The sequence below is a fragment of the Peptidiphaga gingivicola genome (genome assembly GCF_001652275.1).
In the GTDB taxonomy this organism is placed as follows: Bacteria; Actinomycetota; Actinomycetes; order Actinomycetales; family Actinomycetaceae; genus Peptidiphaga; species Peptidiphaga gingivicola.
Genome location: NZ_LVZK01000001.1, coordinates 795,968 through 816,813 on the forward strand (window position 1 = coordinate 795,968; position 20,846 = coordinate 816,813).

The window sequence follows — 20,846 nt, forward strand, 5'->3', positions numbered from 1 at the left end:
CAACCAACACGGCAATTCCGCGCTCTACCGCACAGCCTAGCCCGGCCTGCGCAGGCGTCGAATGCGCAGCCGCCTTCTCGCCTCAGAAATGGCCGGGCGGGTTTGCTTGGGGATTTCGAGGGTGCCTCTTTCGAGCCGCAACAACGGCAAGGCCCGCCAAGGCCAAACCTAGCCCGCTCAAACCGGCAGCCCACGCCCACGGCGGAAAGCCATGCCCATTGTCCGCGCCGGAAGGGCGCTTGCCCTTGAAGCTTCTAGATTGAGGATTGGAAGACGAGCCGCGAGATCCTTCCTTTTCTGAGGTGATCTTCAGGCCGTCGACCAGATAGTCGACCCCTGTGATCACGACCTTGTCCCCTCGAATGGCGCCGATGCTCGTCTTGACTACCTTCCCGGGCATGACAATCGTCGTCTTCGCAGTCAACCCCTCCATATCCTCTTTAGTCTCACTCGTAGGCTTAAGCGCAAGAGTGTAGGAATTGCCTTCAGTTGTGAACTTTGCTCTTTCGATTGGTGTGTTCGATGTGATTTTGCAAGTTAGGTGGCCGCCGGAAGGGGTGACGTCCTCCATTTTTCCATCAACAATGAACTGGCCCACTGGTCCGATATAGTTCTTTAACTGTTCGCAGTTTCCTTTGAGGGTTCGCATCGAGTCGGTGTCGTCTTCGAATACGATCTGCGTCCTCACACTCCCGTCGGCTTTGAACTCAAACGTCGAGTCCGTGCGACACCCGCCCAACAGCAGCGTTGATATTGCTGCGCACAGCATCGCAAGGCCCCGTTGCTTCAGAGAACGTTGAGGTCCCCGTACAGAAAAGCGCCAACAGGCACGCCGCCTTCTTTCCATCCCCTTGCCGAAAAGCTGCCCACAAACCATGCCGAGCCTCCTGCCCAACGACCGACGCGGCAGTTCCGCACTTTTACCGTCCAGTCTAGTTCAGCCGCACCCGCAGACGCAGCCTTCGAGACACCGGAAAGACGTCGAAGTCTCAGAAGAAGCCCGGCCTCCAGAGGGAAGCCCGGCCTCCAGAGGGAAACGAGCGCGCAAGACTTGGCGCAAGCAAGAACGTCCAGAGGCAAAACCAGCCCCCCACCGCAAGAAGACGTATGCCGCCGTTCGAGGTTCTCAGACCTTTCGACAGTTGAGAAGAGCGGTACAGCGTATGCCCGTGCTTTCCAGGATGGCCTTGTCTTTCTGATCGAAGCCGATGCCGGTTTTAGTCGAGGCCAGTGCGGGTTTTAATCGAAACCGGCGTCGACGCGACTGGAATCCGCGTTCTCTTTCCTCACGGAAAAGGCGCTAGCCCCAACAATTGCGGTCAGGGCTCCGGTGCCGATAAGGACCCACATCCACAAAGGCAGCCCTTTCTTCGCGCTGTCTGAGCGTGACGGCGAACTACTCGTGCCATTCGCTTCTGAGGTGATCTGAAAACCGTCTGTGAGATAGCCTGTCCCGTCGATTACTACTTTGTTGCCGTGAATTGTCCCTGTATTCGTTTTAAGAACTTTTCCTGGCATGATAATCGTTGTCTGTGCAGTCTTAATTGGAATTCTTCTTCCTGTCTTTAAAGGCTCGTATGTAAGCGAATAAGAATTTCCTAATTTTCTTAAACTAATGCCGTATATGCTGTTTATGGGTGTGTTTGACGTTGCTTTGCAAGTAAACACCCCTCCAGGTTTTGTAATATTATCGATCTTTGCCCCATCGAGGAATTCCAGGCTGACAGGTATAGCGATCTTTAAGTCGTCGCAGTTTCCTTTGAGCGTTCGCATTGAGTCGGTGTCGTCTTCGAATACGATCTCTGTTCTCACGCTTCCGTCGGTTTTGAACTCCAACGTCGAGTCCGCGCGGCATCCGCCCAGCAGCGCCGCAGACCCGGCGAGTGCGATCAGCGAACGCGCGGCCGCTTTGCGGCAGAGGCGCATCGTCTCGGTTGCTTTCCCGCTAGGACGCCGCCGCATGTCCGAGTCCCTCCCCGGCTCTTGACCGCACGCGCCGGAAACACCGTCATTTCCCGCCGCGCGGCTGACACGAAATCGGCTTTCGATCATCTCGTTCTCCTTGACCAAGTGGCTAATCGATGCATAAGTTTCATGATTGCACTCAGACTAGCGCGCAACTCGCCCGGACTCAGCCTAGCGCAGTCCGCCCAGACGCCAACGCCAAAGAGCGGCCATGCGAGCCGCGCAGCGGGTCGGCCGATAACCTGGAGTCATGACTCCACGTGAATCCGCCGGCCCGGGGCCGGCCACAATCGCGCCCGAGCTCGTTGAGCTGCTGTCGGGCAACGACGTCGTCGCGATCGCCCCCGCACTGCTCGGGGCGAGGCTGGCGGTGGCGTCGCCGGAGGGGACCGTGGCCGTGCGGCTGACGGAGGTCGAGGCGTATGCAGGCGAGATCGACCCCGGGTCGCATGCCTTCCGCGGCCGGACGGCCCGCAATTCTTCGATGTTCGAGGCGGCAGGCCGGGTGTACGTCTATTTCACGTACGGGATGCACCACTGCGTGAACGTCGTGTGCGGGGCGGAGGGCGTTTCGCGCGCGGTGCTTCTGCGCGCCGGCGAGGTTGTGGAGGGCGTCGACGTCGCACGCGGGCGGCGGCCCGCCGCTCGGAAGGACAGGGATTTGGCGCGCGGGCCGGCCAGGCTGACGTCGGCGCTGGGGTTGACGCGCGAGGACGACGGCGAACTTCTGGGCGGTGCGGGTTCGCGGATCTGCCTTGAGCTGGCCGGGCCCGCCGACGCCGTTCCGGCGGAACTGGTGCGAAGCGGGCCGCGGGTCGGCGTTGCCGGGCCCGGCGGCGACGGCGAGGCTTTCCCTTGGCGTTTCTGGATCGACGGCGATCCGACCGTTTCGCCCTACAGGGCGGCGGCCAGGCGCAAATGAGCGTCTGAGCCAAGCCGACTCGCGCACGCGCGGCAAAACTGAGGCGACGTTCGAGGCGACTCTTGCAAGTCGGCCGCCAAGTGCGAATGAGCGGCCAAGCTGATTTTGCTTACTCCTTTCTTCTTACCTTGGTGACGTCGCCATAGAGGCCGGAGACCAGATGTGGATAGGCGGCCGAATGCGGGTGGGCGGCCGGGGGCCAGATGTGGATAAGCGGCCGAATACGGATGGGTGCCCAGGCCAGCTCCGCATACTCCTTTACTCGCGCCCTGGCGATTCCTCTTTCTTTGGCGATCCTGATGCCTCGGCGATGTAACCGAGTCCGGCCTGAAGCGCCGCCGGACCATCGGTCTCAAGGGCGACGTTGAGGAAGGCAGCGATCCGATCGCCGCGCTTACTGGCCGCAAGGCGGCGTCGGACGAAGCGAATCCGTACGTCCGACGCCGCGTGGTCCTTGCGTGGCAGCCCGCAGAGCGCCATGCTCCCGGTGCCCAGCTCCATTCGACTCGTGTCGACAGTGCAGAGACCCGTCGCGCTCAAGGCCTTAATACACCTTCTAGTGCTCAGTGCTTTCCGACTGGAGATCGCAGACAACCTCGAGACTGCCGTCCGTATTCGTCTCAATGCACCTTTTGGTGCTCAGTGCTTTCCGACGTCGTGGTGCGCATGCGCAGTGACCTGAGACGGACCGAGTCTCAATGCACCTTCTGGTGCTCAGCGCTTTCCGACTCGATCTGCCCGGAAATCACGCCCTCGATTATTGCGTCTCAATGCACCTTCTGGTGCTCAGTGCTTTCCGACCCTTGTCTGAGGCCCGGGGGATCGATGGGGCTGCTATTGGTCTCAATGCACCTTCTGGTGCTCAGTGCTTTCCGACGAGAAGGAGATCAGGGGCCGGACGTTCGTCAAGTAGTCTCAATGCACCTTCTGGTGCTCAGTGCTTTCCGACAGGCAGCGCAAGTCCCCATCCTTCTGCGCCCACGTCTCAATGCACCTTCTGGTGCTCAGTGCTTTCCGACACTGAAAGGATGGGTGGGGTGATTGCTCAAGCGTCATGTCTCAATGCACCTTCTGGTGCTCAGTGCTTTCCGACGTTGGTGGAGCGTCCGTGCGAAGGCCAGGGCTTGTTGTGGTCTCAATGCACCTTCTGGTGCTCAGTGCTTTCCGACCAGTTGTCTTCCTTTGCTTGACATTTATCCCAACGTGGTCTCAATGCACCTTCTGGTGCTCAGTGCTTTCCGACTATGCTTTGTGCACCGACATTACGATTACATCGTCTAAGTCTCAATGCACCTTCTGGTGCTCAGTGCTTTCCGACTCGATCGTCAGCACCATGAGCGCTGTCAACCAGTAGTCTCAATGCACCTTCTGGTGCTCAGTGCTTTCCGACAGGGGTGGGTGTACCACTACCAGACTCCTGCTTTGACCGGTCTCAATGCACCTTCTGGTGCTCAGTGCTTTCCGACTCCGTCAAGTACTAAATAGGGCGCTCGGGCCTAGAAGGGGTCTCAATGCACCTTCTGGTGCTCAGTGCTTTCCGACTTGATCGAGTGATTGCCGGGCTGGAAAAAGTGCAGGTCTCAATGCACCTTCTGGTGCTCAGTGCTTTCCGACGCAAAATCTGCGCCAACCGTATAATTGGCCATGTCTCAATGCACCTTCTGGTGCTCAGTGCTTTCCGACGCGTTGCAACGAACTGTTCGGCACGAACATCGAGTCTCAATGCACCTTCTGGTGCTCAGTGCTTTCCGACTCCGCCCCCAGAAAACCGCGCCACAACGCCGTTTACCGGAACGAAATCGCCGCCGACCTGGAAAGCACCACATCGAATCGGCTCGCACCTGTCCAATTAAACCACACAACCGCGAAATACCGCCACAAACCATCCCAGCGCCGCCGACGCCCCCTACCAGCCAGTACGCCACCGGCTTCCAACGAACCCAAGCCAAAGAATCGCCCCCTTACGACTACGCCAGAGTTAACTTCGTCTTACTGGGCATCCAGAATCCTTTGCTGCAAAGTGATGCCTATTTTGCCAGCGGAATAACCGATACAGGTCTACACTGAAATCAAAATCACGCGAAAGCACCAGATCGAAAATCAACAACACAGGATCGGAGATTGGGTGCTCCTCTGCGTCAACGACGCGGAAACACATACCAGACTTATTAAAGGCTAGAAAGCAATGGACGCTTCACTACATTCGCAAGCGCGCGGGTCCTTCCGGCGTCGTCCGATCCTTGCTGGATCGGGCTGCTTCGGAAAGGATCGCTACCCGCTTCGCATCCTTGAAATCGCAAGAACTTCCGAACGAGCCGAAAAGCCGCCGGAACTCCGCTTGGGCGCTCCCGGCCTCGACGGCGAGGCCCGCCCGCCAACGCTAGCCGGATCTGCCTTCCGGGGCGCTGCCGGGTTCGGGAGCGTCTTTGAGCGCTTAACGTCGTTCGAAGAACTGGCTGCCGCGTGGAACGCGGTGCTGGCCGAAGACATCCTTGACCAGCAGCTTCGACGCCAAGCGAAAGAGATAGGGGCCGATCTCGCCATCTTTCTTGACAGGCTCTCCGCCGAACTCCGAACCGGGCTGTACAAGCCGGGCCCGCTCTATCCGCTCAAGCGCGAAAGGCTCGGCCCGTTGCGCGGAGGTTTAGGGGCGCCGGTCCTGTGGGTTCCCTCGCTGCGGGACGGCATAGTGGAACGCGCTGTTGCGGCTGCCGTCGGCCCGGCGGCCGAGGCACTGCAATCGTCGAGCTCTTTCGGGGCGCGCACCGGGCTCGGAATCGACGCCGTCGTCGGCCGCCTCACCCGCCTGCGAGGCGAAGGCTGCGCGAACGTCCTTCTCTTGGAGATCGAGGGGTGCGCATCCGGGGTCGACCTCGATGACGCTCTGGAAACGCTCCGCCGAGGCGTGCCTTGCGAGCGCACGCTAGACCTCCTCTGCCTGCTCGGCCTGCCGCGCTTCGAAGGCGTTCGACCGGGTGCCGAGGACAGGCTGCGAGGGGTGCTCGAAGGCTCGTCGCTTCGCCCTCTTTTGGAGAATCTCGCTTTGACCGACGTCGACGACGCGATGTGCGACGCCGGATTCGCCTATCTCCGCCACGGCTCCAAAATCGCAATGTGCGCGCCGGGGCGCTCCGAGCTCGTGGACGGGCTCGCCCTTATATCCGAACTTGTCCGCTCTCGCGGGCTGACGATCAACGAGGATGCAACTGCCATGACCAGCTTCGACGAAGGATTCTGCCATCTCGGCATCGACTATTCGCAGGACCGGCCGCTCGAGCCGTCCGCCGAGGCCGCCGCCCCCGTTCACGTCGTGTACGTCGGACGGGACGGCTCCCGCGTGCACGTGGCCAAGGAGCGGCTGATCGTGGACACGCCCGACGGGCTGCCCCAAATGTCGATCCCGCGGCGAATGGTGAGCCGCATCGTGCTCACGGGAAACGTCGGCCTTTCGGCCGGGGCGCGCTCGTGGGCGCTGTACAACGACATCGACGTGCTCTGCCTTTCGCGCCGCGGCACCTACTTGGGCCAGCTTGCCGGGCCGCGATCGACGGCAAACGCCCAGCGCCTCCTGAGGCAGGCGGAGTTCGCGGCCGATGAAGAGGCGCGGCTCCCGCTCGCCCGGAGCATCGTGCGGGCCAAGCTCCGCAACCAGCTCCACGTCCTGCACAGGCTCGCGCGCAGGGAAAGGGAGGGGAGCGCGGGCGACGTCGAAAGCGCGGGCGCGGCCATGGGCGACGGGATGGAGGTGTGCGGTAATGCGGGCGTGGCCTCCGGCGGCGGCGCAAGCGCGGCTGCGGCTGTCGGCGGTGCCTGCGTTGCTAGTGAGGCTGCCGGCGTCGTCGGGCTGGAAGCGGCGTGCCGCGACATCCGCTGCATTATGGCGGACTTGCCCGACGCCGCGAGCATCGAGGAGATCATGGGCATGGAGGGCGCAGCCTCGAACGTCTACTTCGCGTGCGTGGCGGGCTTGCTTCCGCCGGAGGTCTCTTTTCCCTGCCGCAGCAGGCGTCCGCCGAGGGACATGGCGAACGCCGCCCTTTCCTATGCCTATTCGCTGCTTTTGGGCGAATGCACCGCCGCGCTGTTCGCCGCGGGGCTTGAGCCGTCGCTCGGAGTGCTGCACGCTTCGACCGACAAACGCCCCAGCCTTTCCCTCGACCTCATGGAGGAGTTCCGCCCCCTGCTCGTGGACCGCATGGTTTTCGGGCTTCTTCGGTCCCGGCGTTTGCGCCCGGAGCATGCGGGCCCGTCTGACGACGGCGCTGGCGTCTGGCTCACCAAAGACGGGAAGAAAGCGGTGGTCGACGGGTACGAGGCCACTCTTCAGCGCAGCGTCAAGGGCGCTCTGCCGGGGTTCGCCGGCCCGTGGCGCAGGCACATTCACCACAGCGCGCAGCTGCTCGGCCGTGCTATCTTGGAGCCCGGCTACGACTGGGTGGGCGTGTCATGGCGCTGACGGTGATCGTGGCCTACGACGTCGCAAACAACCGCCGCCGCACGCGCCTGGCCAACTATCTGCAAGGGTGGGGCTACCGGATGCAGGAGTCCGTCTTCCAGCTGCGGTTGAGCAACGAGGAGCTCTCGGAGGTTTGCGCGCGCATCGACAAGCTCATCAGCGAGACCGACGACGTCGTCCACGTCTACCCGCTGTGCGCGGCCTGCTGCGGGCGCGCCGAGGTGTTCGGAACGGCGCCGGCGCTGGACGACGTCGGCCTGTACAGCGGGGTGTGGTGAGCTGTATTCTCAAGGCAATCGTTCGGCCCGGCCCGACCTTTGCTGGTTGGGCGCGGGCCGGATTTCCCTTTCGCGGGCGATGGCTTTCATAGGCAGTTTATAGTGGAAATTCTCATGGGCACGGTCCGGCTCTCATGAGTGCTATGCGGCGGTAATCCTCATAGTCAGCGAGTCTGACCTTGCTTTCGGCGGCCGCGGCGGCCGCGGCCGCGGCGGGCTTTGCTGCCGTTGCGGGTGGAATTATTATTCCTACCTTCCCTTGAGCTATTAATGTCGCTTTTGTTTCCCCCTTGTCCGTTGCGATTCTTTCGATCGTTTTTCTTGGTAACTGAGATGCTTATTGGAGCAGGCCGATATGTTTCAAAATCCGGACCGGGAGAAAAGAGATCGGTTGGAGAAACACCGCGTTCTTCGTACGATCCGTCTTCGAGACGTGCACGCTTCGGATTCCCCTTTTTGTCTGTCTGGTTGTTCGCCTTGTTCTCGTCGAGGGACATGTATCGAACCTCAACGCCATCGTCGTAACCATAGACTGCGCGCTGCATGGCTTGGACCCAGGGCTGCTCATCAAGTTTGTAATCGTCAAGAGCCGAAGAGAAGTCCGCGATGCCGGGCGACGGGCTTTCGGGCCATGTCGGCATGCAACCGAGGCATCCATCAAGCGCCTCGTATCCTTCTGCGAGGTCTTCGCCTTTGTGCGCCGTCATGCTCGTGGCTCTCGCCTCGATCGCCCCTAGTCCGAACGGCTTGCCGAGCCCCATGCGCAGGTATCCGATAGGCGGCTCGATTGCAGAGGGCTGTGCCTTGTTTCCTTCGCTTTCGGCATGAGCGTGCTTGTTGCGCTCGCTCTGCGGCACGAGGTTCTCCGGCGTGAGAACCCATAGGAGGGCTGCGAGTTCCTCCTGTGCGAGGCCTGTGAAACGGATCTGGCAACGCAGTACCGAACCTGCCCGTATGAAAGAGTCAACGGCAAGGGAAACCTTGACGTTCTCTTCAGTCTCCTTTCCATTGGCAAGGACTTGCCCGCCCGCCGAGGGAAGCTCGTTCCGCCCCAAACGGCAACGGTGCACGGGGTATGCGGCGATTCCCAAGAATTGCCCGCGTGAGAAACACTCGCTGCGCGCAATCGCCTGACGGCTCGAATTTGGAGCATTTGCCTTGGCCGAGGTACTCCCGGAGGCCGCCGCGCTTCCCGGCGTTGACGCACTGCCCGATGGCGGGGCACCCGCAGCAAGCGGTGTTTTGCCCTCTTCATCCGTGATGAGCCTCCGGGCTGACGACGGTTTGGGCTCTAGAAGCGGCGGCAGGGGATGGGGCTCGCCTAGAGTCTCTATGGCGCTCTCAGCGGGTTCCTGCGGGTTAGGTCTGGGTCCTAGGATCTTGACGGGGCTGAAGATTATGCGTCCTCGAAGCGCGGTTCCGAACGGTGCACTTTCGGGGTCAGTTTCTTCGGGATTGCCGCGTTCATTGTTCTCTTGAACTACGTAACCGAAAAGTCTGTCAGCTGCCGATGCGTCCTTGGACTTAGACAGAGGAAGAGCCCATTGGTCTTTGGCGAGTTCCCACGGGCTTTTCTTGTAGGTTTCCTTCGAGCGGCCGGCCCTGTAGGTCAAACGGGTTCGATGGTCGGTGCCTGTATCAGGAGACCGAGATCCGAATACCCGAAAACGTGAGGCCGTCAGGGTTTCGTAGGCTCGCGAGATCATGCCTTTGACCATCGTCGGGCTCATGAAAGGCAATTTCTTTTGGGACACATTCTCAATGTCCGTCGCCGAATCTCCGGAACAATCGGTTGGTGCTTGCCCGTACACTGCTGGATAAGTTGGAACCCGTATCGGGGACTTTCGCTTGTGATCGTTGCCGTTCCGACGATCCTCGTCTTTCCGATTTTTCTGGCTGCTCTGGTCCCGAGGAGCATCGTCTTCCTCATCATCGTCCTGACCGCCGTACACGAGCGGGGTGTGAACCGTCATCTCCACGTCGATCGAGCCCGACCATCTATCGGGTTTCAAGAGGTCGTGACCCTCGGCCACACCGTCGTGGAAGATGGTTTTGGCGAATGGGCCGACGGCGTTGCGGGCAACGGTTCTTTCGCGTTCGAGGCCGGTCTGCTCCCGCGTCAGCTGACCACGAGTACGATGCTTCTGCTTTAGGTTCCACACCTTGTTTCCGAGAGATTTCGCCTTCTTTCGAAGCAGCGGTATCCGATTGACGGCCGAATGGAACGGCTGGAAATCTCTCGGTGCATGGCCGGTAGCGCGAGAATCGTCGGTGTTTTTCTCACTCATAGTGGGTTCCCAGATCTGTCAGTCCGTCGAAATTCTCATTGGGGACGGACGGTATGTTTTGGTGTTCGGAGAAGAGCCGCAGAGGTCAGTGGGCGACAGGCCGCGGCCTTCCTGCGGTTCGCCGGTTTTGCTGTTCGTCTGGTTGTTCGCCTTGTTTTCGGCCAGGGACATATAGCGGACTTCGACGCCGTCGTCATAGCCGTAGGCCGCACGCTGCATCGCCTGGATCCATGGCAGGCGGTCGAGGTCCAAGCGGCGATCGGGAGCGACCTCGCGCATGAGCTTCTTCAAGGAGAACTTCGACGGCTTGCGCGTTTTCGCCCCGAACCCGAGGCATGCCTCCAGCGATTCGTAGGATTTTGCGAGGCTGCGCCCGCGCCAGGCTTTCAAGCCGCCTTCGGCTATGCGCACTTCCACGGCGCCCAAACCGAGCGGTTTGCCCAAGCCCATGCGCAGGAATCCGACGGGTTTGGTGGGTGCCTCGCCGTCCCCCTTGCCGGCTTCGCTTTTGGCCTTCTCTTCAGCGTTCTCAGTCCGATTTCGCGCCTCCAACGGGACGAGGTTTTCCGGAGTGAGCACCCACACAAGGGACGCCAGCTCAAATTTGCTGAGATTCTCAAAGCGCAACGTGCACTTGAGCGAGCTTCCGGTTTCGATCCACGTTTTGGCGGTGATCCGGACGTCGTCATTGCCCTGCTCGAGGTCGAGCTGGGGAAGCTCGGTTGCGCTTCTGAGGAAGCCGGTTTCGTCGACTTGCGGTTTGCGGTGAACGGGGTAGGCGGCTGCGCCGAGAAGCTGACCTGGCCCGAAATATTCTCTCCGGGCAAGGAGACGCCATTCTTCCTTTTCTTCTTTGACGCTGACTTCTTGTTTTCTGTCATTTGGAGCGATGCCGGCGCTCTCATTGTCTTTTTTGATCCGACGAGTGGTGCCGCCGGAGTCGGTCAGAAAGCGCCGGGCGGAAGAGACTTTTGGTTCGAGCAGCGGTGCCAGCTTCTTCTCCTTGCGGCACACTTTCACGCCGGACGAGTCGACCTGTCCAAAGGAGACGCGCCCGCGATAGGCGACGTCGCCGCCCTTGGCGTTCCCCATTGTTTCCGGCACGACGTAGCCGAAGAGCCTGTCGGCCGGAGAGGCTTCGTCGCGATTCTTCGGGGGAGTGACCAGCTGATTCTCGGCGAGCTCCCGCGGGCTTTTTTGATACGCTCGCCGTCCGACCATCGTGGGCAGAACTTCGCATACGGCGACGCTCTTGAGCATTTTGCCGTAGCAGTCGGGCACCTCGTCAGTGTCGAGGCGGACGAAGACGAGGTCGCCCTCCGCGAGAATCGTCGCCGGAGCGCTGTCGGCCAATGCGGGTGCGCTGCCGGTTGGCTCCGATGCGCTGTCGGCCGACGTCGGTGCGTTCTTGGCCAATGCAGGTGTTCCGTCAGTTGGCGTCAGCGCGTCGTCGGTCGGTTCGAATGCGCCGGCTGACGCCGGTGCGTCGTCGGCCTGTGCTGAAGCGCCGTTTGCGGCTCGATTCTCGCGCTTTTGCGACGCGCGATTGAGCAGATGAGGTTCGGGCCCCTTGTACTCGTCCGACGCTTTGCGATAGCTCTCGATAATCAGCCCGTAGTCGCGAATGTTCGTTTCAGTGAGCCGCAGAATCGTTCCCGAGATGTCTTTCCCTGAGGAATCGCTCTTGAAGAAGAACCTCTCGTACTTCTTGTTCTCGAACAGGTCGCTTGCAAACTTGCCTTCGGGTGCTGTGCGGCAGGCGTACCCCTCAACCTCAATGGGTCTGGCACTCCGATAGCCCTTTCGCGTAACACGGAAGAACTCTTCGAGTTTGCCGGTGGCCTCGCGCCGCACATGCGTAACCACAGGCGTGCCGTCTTTGAGGCGAGTCAAACCGACACGAACCGGATCCCCGTGGGGAGTTAGCGAACGAAACCTCTTGAGTACCTGCTCTGCAGGCGGAAGCAGTCCGGCTCCGGGCACTCGCGGGCGCTGAGGCGCTTTCGCGTTTGGGGCAGGCTGCGTGTGACCTTCGCGAACGACTTCGATGCCTTTGATGTTCAGGGAGTCGACCAGAAGCGCCATCTCGTTCTTTTCGCCTTTCCCGTTGAGGATTTCGACGGCGAGGTTGCCGGCCTCGTCGCGGCAGACCCTCGCGGGAAAGAGCTGATTCGCTTGCGACGGGTCCACCCGATAGGTGAGCGGATCACGGTGCTCGCCGAACACTCGGAATCGCGAGGCTGTCAAGGTTTCGTAGGCGCGCGAGACCATTCCCTTGACCATCGTCGGGCTGATGAACGGCTGTCCTAAACCATCCATCGGCACTTTGACGACGTTTCTAGAACCGGGAATCTTTTTTAGGCCGTCGGATTCCTTTAGTCGGTTGCCTTCGGCGTCCTCCCTATATTGGTCCCCGAAAACGAGCGGGGTGCGGACCGTCATCTCGAGGTCGATCGTGCCCGACCAGCCTTCGCGTTTGAGGTGGTCGTGGCCAGGAGCCCTGCCGTCGCCGAAGATGTCTTTTGGCAGCATTCCCTCGGCGACGAGGTTATGCGCCTTCCGGCGAGGAACAGGAATCCGATTGACAGCTGAATGGAATGTGCCCATGTCAGTTTTCCTTCCCTATCGCTGCGAGCTGCTGTGCGGCGGCCGACGTTCCGATCATTTTTCTGCCCACTTTCTTACGCCACCTTCCGGTCATGAGCTCGTCGGCGAACACCGTATTGCCGAACTTCGGTTCCTTGTCGCTGGACTCCGGCTCTTCATCGCCGAACTTTGACTCCTCGACAAAGACTTCTATGCTGCGCATGATGTCGGTTTCGTCAAGCTTGTGCTTGCCGGAAATATCCGCGCCGTGCTGGAGGTACTCGTTCACCCGATACCAGCACCTTTGGTGGATCGTTTTCGCCCCGTTGTCTTTGTTTCTCCCGTCATCTTTTGCTTTTTTGCACACGGTTGCCTCGTGCTCCTGGCCTTCTCGAAGCCGTTCGACGACGATCTCCGCGCAGCCGCTCCCATTGAGCCAGCGGATCTCGCGGGCGAGGACGCCGTTCGAATCGCGCCTATTGGCGCTCTTGCTCGCATCGGAATTGCTTGCTGTCTCACCCGATCCGCGATTGCTCGCAGATCCACTCGATTGGGTGTCATTCGGCACTTCACCCAACTGGGGGCATTCCGAGGAGCCTTCCAGGGCGACCACCTGCCACAGGCGGAGTTCGTACACAGTGTTGAGGGGGACGCGTTCATGCGACGAATCGACGAGCGGCGATGGGACGTTCCCGACGACGGTGGTCGCGTTGTGGCCATCAGAGGCGGTACCGGACTCAAGAGAGCTCGTGGCCTCAGGTGAGCCCACGGAGGTTCCGTCGATCCGGATGATCGCCTTCGCGCCCGACGTCGTGTAGGCGATCCCTTGGAAAATCCGGGATTGGAAGTTCTGGGATGGGCTTCCAGGTTCGTCGTCCTGCCCGGAGGCCTCCTGTACAGATGCGAGCTGCTGCGTCAGTTCCGCTGCGGCTGCTCGCGCGCGCTCCAATGCGGCGCTGAGCGTTGCGTTCGGGATGAAGACGCGATGCCACTTTGCCTCGCGGAGCGGGGTGGAAAGGTCTTTCGTGTCAGCGGATTCCGCGCACTCGTGTGACCTGCCGCTGTTCCGTTGTGTTGTGGGGTTGTTCTGACTCATCGTTATGCCTTCTTGTCTTTCTCGTTAAGAAAGTCCGTCCAATTGAGGTCCAAACCCTCAGCTGCGCCTTCTTGGAGCTTCTTGTTGACTCCTCGGAGCTGGGCGAGAAGTTTCTCCGCCATGGATTCACCGTCGTCGTCGCGAATGTCCCACTCTTGTGCAGGCGGAGGCAGGATGTCTTCAGGTCCTTTTATGGTTAAGCGGTTGACCTTCACTTCGCCCATTCCGCGGGTTCCGCGGCTGCCCAGCGGGAGCGTCCCGGTTGCGAGCTCCGCGAGGGTCAAACCTAGGAGGCAGATTGCGGCTCGTCGGCGGCCGAGGTCTATTCGCTTTCGCTGGTCGTCTGCGCTGGGAGTGCCTTGCGATCTGCTGTCGGTTTGAGGATCGCTGTCGGCTTGAGGTTCGCCTTTAACTCGCGATTCGGCGTCGGCTTTTGGCCCGGTGTCGGCTTTCGGACCGCGATCGCCTTTTAATCCGTCGTCGTCTTTCGATATGGCGTTGTTTTTTGGCCTGCCCTCGTCCTGCGAAGGGTCAACGATTCGGTCGAGGTCGACCTCAATATGAAGCGGCTCCCAATCTGGGATTGGATACTCCTCGAAGTAGAGAGCCTTGTCGGCTACTCCTCCCGTCCATCGATCGCCGGCGTTGTGGGCGACGGTGCGCAGCTTTTCGGCTTTGCTGTCTTCGCCTAGCTTGGAGAGCGTATCGAAGACGGTTACCGCCCCGCGCCGCTCCGTCGTTCCAAACAGCGCGCGGACAAGCGTCGGATCGTTGGCGAGCTGGTCGTGGACGGGCACATTGGACCAATCCCGCGTCTCGTCTTCCCGCTTCCGGTAGAGAATCGTCCGGGCGATCCTTGAAGCACGTGCGCGAAGCGCGCCCCGGACCGAGCTTCCGGGCAGCACCAGAGGGGCCTTCGGTTTGCCGTCGGCTGTTTTGTATGCCCGCAACGGGCGCGCCACGTTCCCAGGGTCCTTTTGCCCGTCGGCGTTCTCGGCTTCGCCCATTTTCGACGACTTGTCACCTTCCCGGGGCTTCTCAACTATCTGGGATTTGTCAGCTGCCGATGGCTTTGTGGCACCCTTTTGGGCGTTGAGGCTCTTCTCGCTGCTTCGAGCGTTTTGAGGCACCGCGTCTGAGCTCTTTCGATTCGCCTCTGAGCCCTTTTGATTCTCGCTCTCCTTGTTGGTTTCAGTTGCGGAATTCTCGTTATTGCCTTCCTTGCCGGCTTGCTTCTTTTCGTCAGTTTCGGCGACGAGAATCCCCGTTGGACTTTCCCAGTGGATCTTGATTGTGATTCGGTTGCCGGTGCGGAGCTTTGCCGGTTCGATGCAGTCGGTCCCACTAACGGGCTTCCCTTTCAGCCAGGCCTTGAGGCCTTCGACGTCGTTGAGGCGTGCCTTCTTCAAGGAGTAGCGAAGTTTGGGCTCGCCGTCCTTGATTTCCTCGTCGATCTTCACGCGTCCCCAGCCCGCGCCCTTGCGCTTTCCGAAGGCGACGCGGCCCGTGTTGAGGAGGCCGAGAATCACGGCGAATAGCTGCTTGACGTCTGCCTCGAGCTCCTCGATCGTGGGCTTATCTTCTTTCGCGAACCGGCGCGGGTCGACTTCGGCGGTGATCCCCAGATGGAGTTTCTGGCCTTCGGGGGCCACTTCGTGGAAGAAGAGCGCGCCGTCGCCCACCGATCCCCAGTAGCGATCGATGGCTATGCCCGGGCGGTGCATGAACGAATCCGCCTTCATGACGCCTCCGAGGGACACTGTTTCGAAGGTCAGCGCCGACGCCCAGCCGGAAGGAGCGTCGTCCCCGCCCTTGACCTCTTCCCGGCCCCACAGGTCCTTCAATCGTTGGGGATTCAGGATTTTCGGGCGTTCGACAAGATTGCGGTCGAGCGCCTCGAAGAATGCGGCCCGCAGCGCACCTTTGACCGAGCGTCCTGTCAGTACGGGCGTTCCGCTTGCGTTGCGCGCGAATAGTTGCGGAACGGCGTTTCGATCGTCGTTGCCGATCGCTTTGGGCCTTCTGTCGACTTCCTCCTCCGGCCCGCCGGAGTGGATGGGCGACGTCGTCACCAGAACGACGTCGAGCCTGTATCGCGTAGGACTCATCGGTTCTCCTCCTTGGCGGTCTCTTTGGACGGCGACGTCGGATTGGCGCTGGTTAGTGTTGTTGGGTTGGTGCCGTGCGACGTCGCCAGATTGTGGCCGATTTGCATTCTCAGATTGGCGACGCGTGACGTCGCCGGATTTGCGTTGGAACGCTGGTGAGTTAAGGTTGTAGGTTTCATTTTTCGTCCGAAAGAAAGTCGTTGCTGTGCAGGAGCTTGACGTGGAACCCCTTGCCGTCGTTGTCTCTGATGCTCAGCAGGGGATCGCCGACGACGAACCTGCCGAATCCCTGAGCTCGCAGTTCGCCGATGCCCACGGTTTCCAGCTCGCGCAAGGCGGCGAGGGCCTTTCGTCGCTGCTCGATCTTGTCTCCGAGGCAGACCTTGAGGACCGAGCCGGCCTGGACGGCGAGGCGGGTCGCGCGAGGCTGGCCCTCGGCGGCCGACCAAGAATCGACCCGGCGGTATCTCAATCCCGCTCGGTACCGATGGTCGCCTTCGCAGTCGCTGGCGTCTTGCTTGGGCAGTGTGCCGTCGTCGCATTTGGAGGACGATGTGCTGGCGTCGCGCTTGGGCGGCGTCATGCCGTTGTTGGCGCCTTGCTTGGACGCTGCGGTGCCGTCTTTTCTTGTCTTTTCTGGAGAGAAGGGTTCGATGCGCGCATCCGCGCTGTTGAAGGCGTCGGAGCGATTGAACGCATCGATGATGTCGGTTGAGCTGCCTGCCGCGCCGAGCGACGGCGAGCGCAGGAGAAGGTCGGAGGTGAACCAGATGGTTGTGGCGCCTTCGCTGTCCCATCCATCGGTGTTGCCCGTGTTTGCATTGTCGTCCAAGTTTGCACGGACGTGGACATCTGCGATTGCGCCGTTCCCCGCAGCAGCGTTGCCGCCTGCGGGTGTGCCGTTGCCGCCTACGGCGTCGCTGCGGGCTGCGGCTGCGCCGTCGGACGCGTATTTCTCCGTCGTTTTGCACTCGGCGAGGCCGAACGTTCCGGCGAGCCTGCGCGATCCGAGGCGGGCCTGCCCTTGAAGGATCTCGGGCAGCATCTCGCCGAGAGTGCGTTGGCTGACCTGCCGTGTCTCGTTTCGCGGTTCTCCTGGCTGGTGCTCGCACAGATTATTGGCGGCCGTCGGCCGGTGCTTATACAGGCTTTCGGTGATCGTGACCGTGGATTGCAGCGTGAGGCCTGCCGCGAGCGCCCGCACCAGGAAGAGCTGGCCGTCTTTCGCGGTTCCCCGAACGGCGTCGTGCGCGGTGGACTGGCGTCCGGTCACCGGAGGCGCGCCCGTGCCGTACCTCGGCTTGCCGGATTCGCCGTCCCCGAAGTCGAAGATATAGCCCGACCGGACCGGAACGTGCACATCCTCCGGTTCCTTCGAGACGAGGCGGTTCCAGAGCTCTCGCGTTGACTGGTCGGGGCGGCCGCCGGACTCGCTGGGGACGACCTTCGGATAGGAGAAGACCATGGGAACGGGCCTCCCACGAACCCCTCCGACGCACGCCGTCGCGTCCGAAACGAACAGTTCGCCGTTGACCACTGCATTGCGAATTGTCTCGTCCGCAGGGAACTTGGCGCGCAGGCGTGAATGCACCCACGCCAACACCACGGTTCCGCGCAGGAAATCGAGCGAGCGCACCTCGTTGGACATCGGCACCTCGTAGGAGACCACCGGCGTTTTCAGCTCGATGTTCAAATCAAACGAGCGGTACGACGGCGAATCGGCCCGGCCGTCCGCTTGACGGCCATCCGCTTGCTCCTTCGACTCGGCCTGCCCTTGCTGATCGGCTTGCCCTTTCGGCTCCGCTTGCTTCGACGGATCCGCCTTCTCCGCACAGCCGATGCAGGGAGATTCGCCTGATGCGCTCACCCGAACTGCGTCGGGCGCCTTGGAGGGGCTCCCCGTCTCCTCGAGCTCCTTCAGTTTCTCCTGAAGCCACTCTTTACATGCGGCGTGGGCGGCTTTGGCGTGTATTTCGACGGGACTGAGGGATCGGTCTGCGTCCTCGTCGGAGCACGCCGAATCGTCCTCGTCGGAGCACGCCGAATCGCCCTCGCCGGAGTCCGCTGAGCCACCCGCCTCAGAGTCCCCGAATTCGCCGTTCTTCACGGCCAGCGAGTCGCCGCCGTCGTCGCCCCGGGCCGAGAGGCCGACGTCGTCCAAGAAGTCGCCGACGGTGATCTCGCATCGCCCGTCGCCGTTCGTCTTCTCTGATCCGATCGCCGGCACGAGCGTCCCGGCCAGAGCCAGCACGAACTTTGCGGCATCAATCTGATTGGCGGTCTTGTCTTGACTTTCGTTCCAGATCTCTGGATCGACGAAGTCCACGCGGCCCTTGAGCACGCAGGCCGGAGCCCGTTCGATGATTCGGAAATGGTCGGGTTTTGCGGTGCCTGTCTTCTCGTCGATTGAGACGCTCACGACTTCCGTCACTTTTGCCGTATCGTCATCCCGCGAGACACCCGAGTTTTCGGCGGGGTTCCGGTTGCCGGCGACTTCGGCGTCTGCTTTGGTGTTCGCCTCGGCGCCATCGGGTGCTTTCGCTTCTTCGCAGATGTGCGCATCGGAGAAGACGATCGCCCGCGGGACCGTCTGGTCGGCGGATGTGCTTGGTTTGTCGCTTTGGCCTGTCGGATCGTCACGGTCACGATCCTCGTCGGCGTCTCCGAAGTTCGGCGCGCCCCCGAAAAGCGAGCCGATGAAATCGTGCCACCTTCCTGATCGCCCGCCGTCGAGAGCCCGAGCCACGGTGAGCGCCTGCTCGCGAATCACCCCGGTGACAGCGGTTCCGCACACCACGGGCCGGTTGTTTTCGTCGACTTCGACGACGGAGTCGACGCCGCCCGCGTAGCCGGTGCCAGTGCCCACGCCCCAGTCGGAGGTGAATCTAATGGTTACGGGGATGCTGTTCATTTCCTTGCCTCCTGGGAAGCGGCCGCGGGGCCGTTTCCGTTCGTCGAATCGCTGTTTCCTCTGTCTGCCCTGCTTGTTTGGCTGGTGATGCCTTTTTGAACTGTGTCGTTTTGTTGGTCTGTCGCGCTCTTGTGGCCTGCTGCGCCTTCTTGGCCTGTTTCTTTTCTTGCCAGTTCCTCCAGATAGCTTTGCGGCAACAGGTCGGCCAACTCGATCAGATCGAAGACGAGATCTGGCCCGCCGATCGCGTCCAGCAGATTGCTTAGCTCGCCGCTGGAGTCCTTGGCGGCTTGCCACTCGGCGTCGATTTTCTCGTCTGACTTCTGCTTCTTGGCTTGGGCCTGCTCGGCGCTTGAAGCGATCTCCTCCCTGGCCGCGTCAGACTGGAGCTTCCTGATTCGCGCCGCCCTGGTTTTCGGGAAGGCCAAGGGCTCTTCGTTTCCGTCGGCCGGCTTCAATCCTTTGAAAAGCGCGGTGCGCTCGCACATCTCTTTCCATGCGGGGTGTTCGCGCAGAGCGGGGCGTTCATGCGGGTCCTCCGCTGCTTCCTCGGATGTGTCGGATTGGCGTTTCTTCGCCCTGCCCTCGGTGTCACGTTCGGCAATCACCTTGAACGGCCGCCGAGTGAAAGACTTATAGGAGCGCAACAGCTCGTCGGGGTCCAAAACGGTTGAATCGAACAGCACGTGAAAGTTAAGAGTGGAGCATTCTTTTTCGGGCTCTTTGCCGAGGGCCTTCGCGCTCTTGATGAGCCTTTCCGCGAGGTCATAGGCGATGTGGAAAGGGAACTTCCTGGGGACGATCGCGACGCCCGCCGCGGCCGTCATTGGGCCTCCTTGCTTTTCACTCGCGCTTTCTGCATTCTTGCTTTCTCTTTCCGAGTCTTTGCCGTTGTTGCCTGCGCTTTCGCCCGCGCCGTCTGCGCTTCTGTCTTTCCCTATGCTTTTGGCGGTCCCATCTGCGCTTTCAGCTTTTTCATCTTCACCGGTGCTTTCTGTGCATCCTCCTGTGCCTTGCCTACTTTTGGGGCCCAGATACTTGAGCAGTGCATCTTTGCCGGTCTCTTCTTCGAACGCGGTGAGGAACTTTTCCGTGAAAGGCAAAGCGTAAGTCGCATCGGTGATGACGGTGGCGTCGTCTCCGCCGAGGATCACCGGCACGACGGGGATCGCCGCGATGTCTTTGACGTCTTTCTGGGCCAGGGAGGCGACCCTCGCCCAAGCGGTGAGGAAGGAAATCCGCATCGCCTTTTCAAGGCGTCTGTTGATTTCGAGGAGGAAGCGGCGGAGGGCGTCCGGGGACTTGTGCGGGTCGTCCGTTGGGCCCGCACTGGCGGATTCTCCCGCGACGCCTGAGCTGCTCTGCTCAGCAAGAACTTCTGAACGGAAGACGCCGTCGGGGATGGTCTCAAGCGACTTCTGAAGGTTGCGCATGATCTCGCCGACGCCGTTGCCGTCAATGTGAATGACCGCCACCTTCGAGAGGCGCTCGTCCTCCGTGCGATCCCTGCCGTCGACTGTCTCGGAGCTAATCGACCTTGCAAGCTTTTCTTCGAGCATAGTCGGGTCGCGGGTCAGAAGATCTTCGCGCCCCAACAGATCGTGACGCCTTCCTAGCTCTTCTAGATCCTTCTGTTCGACGGCTAGTTCGATGAAACTGAGGCGCGCAGCGATGGCGTGATGTCTGCAAACCCTGCTTGAAAGCGAAAGGGCGGTCGCCTTGTCGTCCCGCGCCTCGTCGCAGACGCCCAATCGCGACGACGCCGGAAGCGCCGAGTCTCGTCCGCGCTGAAGGAAAGGCATCTGCGAGAATCTCGCCTGCGCGGGAGGACGATTGAGCGCATACTCGACGGCTGTCTTGTGCACTTTCCTGAGATCGGAATCGCTGACGTGGGGATGTTCGACGTCGCCGGAATCGTTGAGGTCGACGAAGACCCCGGAGACGTCCAATCCTGGTGCGGCGGAAAAGGCCTTGCGGGTGACTTCGCCGATGAGCTTGCGTGCATCGTCTTCGGTCGCGACGGTCAGGATGACCTTGCCGGACGACTTCGAGACCCAGCCGAACTTGTCGATGCACTTGGCCGCTTGCTCGGTCCAGTCGGCAAGCTGTGTAATGAGGTAGGAGGCCCCTACGTTTTCGCGCAAACGCGGGGAAGAGAAGACAAACCGCTGATTTCCGTTGGTCTCCAGCATGATGAGTTTCATTCAAGCCCTCCTTTGGGCTACTGAGATGTACA

12 protein-coding genes and 1 CRISPR repeat array are annotated in these 20,846 nt (G+C 61.0%); of the genes, 3 read left to right on the plus strand and 9 right to left on the minus strand.

All coding sequences use genetic code 11. The features are described 5' to 3' along the window. Positions 1-82: 82 nt before the first annotated feature. Positions 83-769 carry a hypothetical protein gene (locus tag A4H34_RS10880; protein ID WP_156510233.1) on the minus strand — a complete coding sequence of 229 codons (687 nt, stop codon included), beginning with the start codon at positions 767-769 and terminating at the stop codon, positions 83-85. Between the two features lie 470 nt (positions 770-1,239). Beyond that, positions 1,240-2,052, minus strand: coding sequence for a hypothetical protein (locus tag A4H34_RS10885; RefSeq protein ID WP_197480403.1), 813 nt, complete (start codon positions 2,050-2,052; stop codon positions 1,240-1,242). Positions 2,053-2,215: 163 nt separating this feature from the next. Between A4H34_RS10885 and A4H34_RS03315 the strand changes: the two genes are divergently transcribed. Continuing rightward, positions 2,216-2,887, plus strand: coding sequence for a DNA-3-methyladenine glycosylase (locus A4H34_RS03315; RefSeq protein ID WP_156510235.1), 672 nt, complete (start codon positions 2,216-2,218; stop codon positions 2,885-2,887). 258 nt (positions 2,888-3,145) lie between these two features. Here A4H34_RS03315 and A4H34_RS03320 read toward each other — a convergent pair whose 3' ends face one another. After that, on the minus strand, positions 3,146-3,388 hold the full coding sequence (locus A4H34_RS03320; RefSeq protein ID WP_064231066.1) for a hypothetical protein: 243 nt from the start codon (positions 3,386-3,388) through the stop codon (positions 3,146-3,148). Positions 3,389-3,428: 40 nt separating this feature from the next. Further along, positions 3,429-4,640: a CRISPR direct-repeat array (repeat unit 37 nt; unit sequence GTCTCAATGCACCTTCTGGTGCTCAGTGCTTTCCGAC). 432 nt (positions 4,641-5,072) lie between these two features. Between A4H34_RS03320 and cas1 the strand changes: the two genes are divergently transcribed. Beyond that, a complete protein-coding gene (cas1, locus tag A4H34_RS03325; RefSeq protein ID WP_064231067.1) occupies positions 5,073-7,343 on the plus strand; it encodes a CRISPR-associated endonuclease Cas1 in 2,271 nt (756 codons plus the stop codon). Further along, the gene (gene cas2 / locus A4H34_RS03330; RefSeq protein ID WP_064231068.1) at positions 7,334-7,621 is read left to right on the plus strand and encodes a CRISPR-associated endonuclease Cas2; all 288 of its coding nucleotides are present in this window, start codon (positions 7,334-7,336) and stop codon (positions 7,619-7,621) included. The genes cas1 and cas2 overlap by 10 nt, the downstream gene beginning before the upstream one ends. 164 nt (positions 7,622-7,785) lie before the next feature. On the opposite strand, the gene A4H34_RS10890 is transcribed toward cas2, so the two are convergent. From A4H34_RS10890 to A4H34_RS03365, 6 genes are all read right to left on the minus strand, one after another. Continuing rightward, positions 7,786-9,909 (minus strand): hypothetical protein, encoded by a 2,124-nt coding sequence (locus A4H34_RS10890; protein ID WP_156510236.1) that lies wholly within the window; start codon positions 9,907-9,909, stop codon positions 7,786-7,788. Between the two features lie 18 nt (positions 9,910-9,927). Further along, positions 9,928-12,516, minus strand: a complete 2,589-nt coding sequence (locus A4H34_RS03345) for a hypothetical protein (protein WP_064231071.1) — start codon at positions 12,514-12,516, stop codon at positions 9,928-9,930. Between the two features lies 1 nt (position 12,517). Beyond that, positions 12,518-13,591: a hypothetical protein gene (locus A4H34_RS03350; protein WP_064231072.1), complete on the minus strand. Its 1,074-nt coding sequence runs from the start codon at positions 13,589-13,591 to the stop codon at positions 12,518-12,520. Between the two features lie 2 nt (positions 13,592-13,593). Continuing rightward, positions 13,594-15,699, minus strand: coding sequence for an RAMP superfamily CRISPR-associated protein (locus A4H34_RS03355; RefSeq protein ID WP_064231073.1), 2,106 nt, complete (start codon positions 15,697-15,699; stop codon positions 13,594-13,596). A 175-nt stretch (positions 15,700-15,874) separates the two neighbouring features. Next, entirely contained in the window at positions 15,875-18,610 is a 2,736-nt protein-coding gene (locus A4H34_RS03360; protein WP_064231074.1) for an RAMP superfamily CRISPR-associated protein, read from the minus strand. Next, a complete protein-coding gene (locus A4H34_RS03365) occupies positions 18,607-20,814 on the minus strand; it encodes a hypothetical protein (RefSeq protein ID WP_064231075.1) in 2,208 nt (735 codons plus the stop codon). Before A4H34_RS03365 ends, A4H34_RS03360 begins: the two co-directional genes overlap by 4 nt. Between the last annotated feature and the right edge of the window lie 32 nt (positions 20,815-20,846).

Coding starts and splice junctions, on each gene's coding strand:
- A4H34_RS10880 (WP_156510233.1), bottom strand. CDS start 769: ATGCTGTGCGCAGCAATATCAACGCTGCTGTTGGGCGGGTGTCGCACG.
- A4H34_RS10885 (WP_197480403.1), bottom strand. CDS start 2,052: ATGATCGAAAGCCGATTTCGTGTCAGCCGCGCGGCGGGAAATGACGGT.
- A4H34_RS03315 (WP_156510235.1), top strand. CDS start 2,216: ATGACTCCACGTGAATCCGCCGGCCCGGGGCCGGCCACAATCGCGCCC.
- A4H34_RS03320 (WP_064231066.1), bottom strand. CDS start 3,388: ATGGAGCTGGGCACCGGGAGCATGGCGCTCTGCGGGCTGCCACGCAAG.
- cas1 (WP_064231067.1), top strand. CDS start 5,073: ATGGACGCTTCACTACATTCGCAAGCGCGCGGGTCCTTCCGGCGTCGT.
- cas2 (WP_064231068.1), top strand. CDS start 7,334: ATGGCGCTGACGGTGATCGTGGCCTACGACGTCGCAAACAACCGCCGC.
- A4H34_RS10890 (WP_156510236.1), bottom strand. CDS start 9,909: ATGAGTGAGAAAAACACCGACGATTCTCGCGCTACCGGCCATGCACCG.
- A4H34_RS03345 (WP_064231071.1), bottom strand. CDS start 12,516: ATGGGCACATTCCATTCAGCTGTCAATCGGATTCCTGTTCCTCGCCGG.
- A4H34_RS03350 (WP_064231072.1), bottom strand. CDS start 13,591: ATGAGTCAGAACAACCCCACAACACAACGGAACAGCGGCAGGTCACAC.
- A4H34_RS03355 (WP_064231073.1), bottom strand. CDS start 15,699: ATGAGTCCTACGCGATACAGGCTCGACGTCGTTCTGGTGACGACGTCG.
- A4H34_RS03360 (WP_064231074.1), bottom strand. CDS start 18,610: ATGAACAGCATCCCCGTAACCATTAGATTCACCTCCGACTGGGGCGTG.
- A4H34_RS03365 (WP_064231075.1), bottom strand. CDS start 20,814: ATGAAACTCATCATGCTGGAGACCAACGGAAATCAGCGGTTTGTCTTC.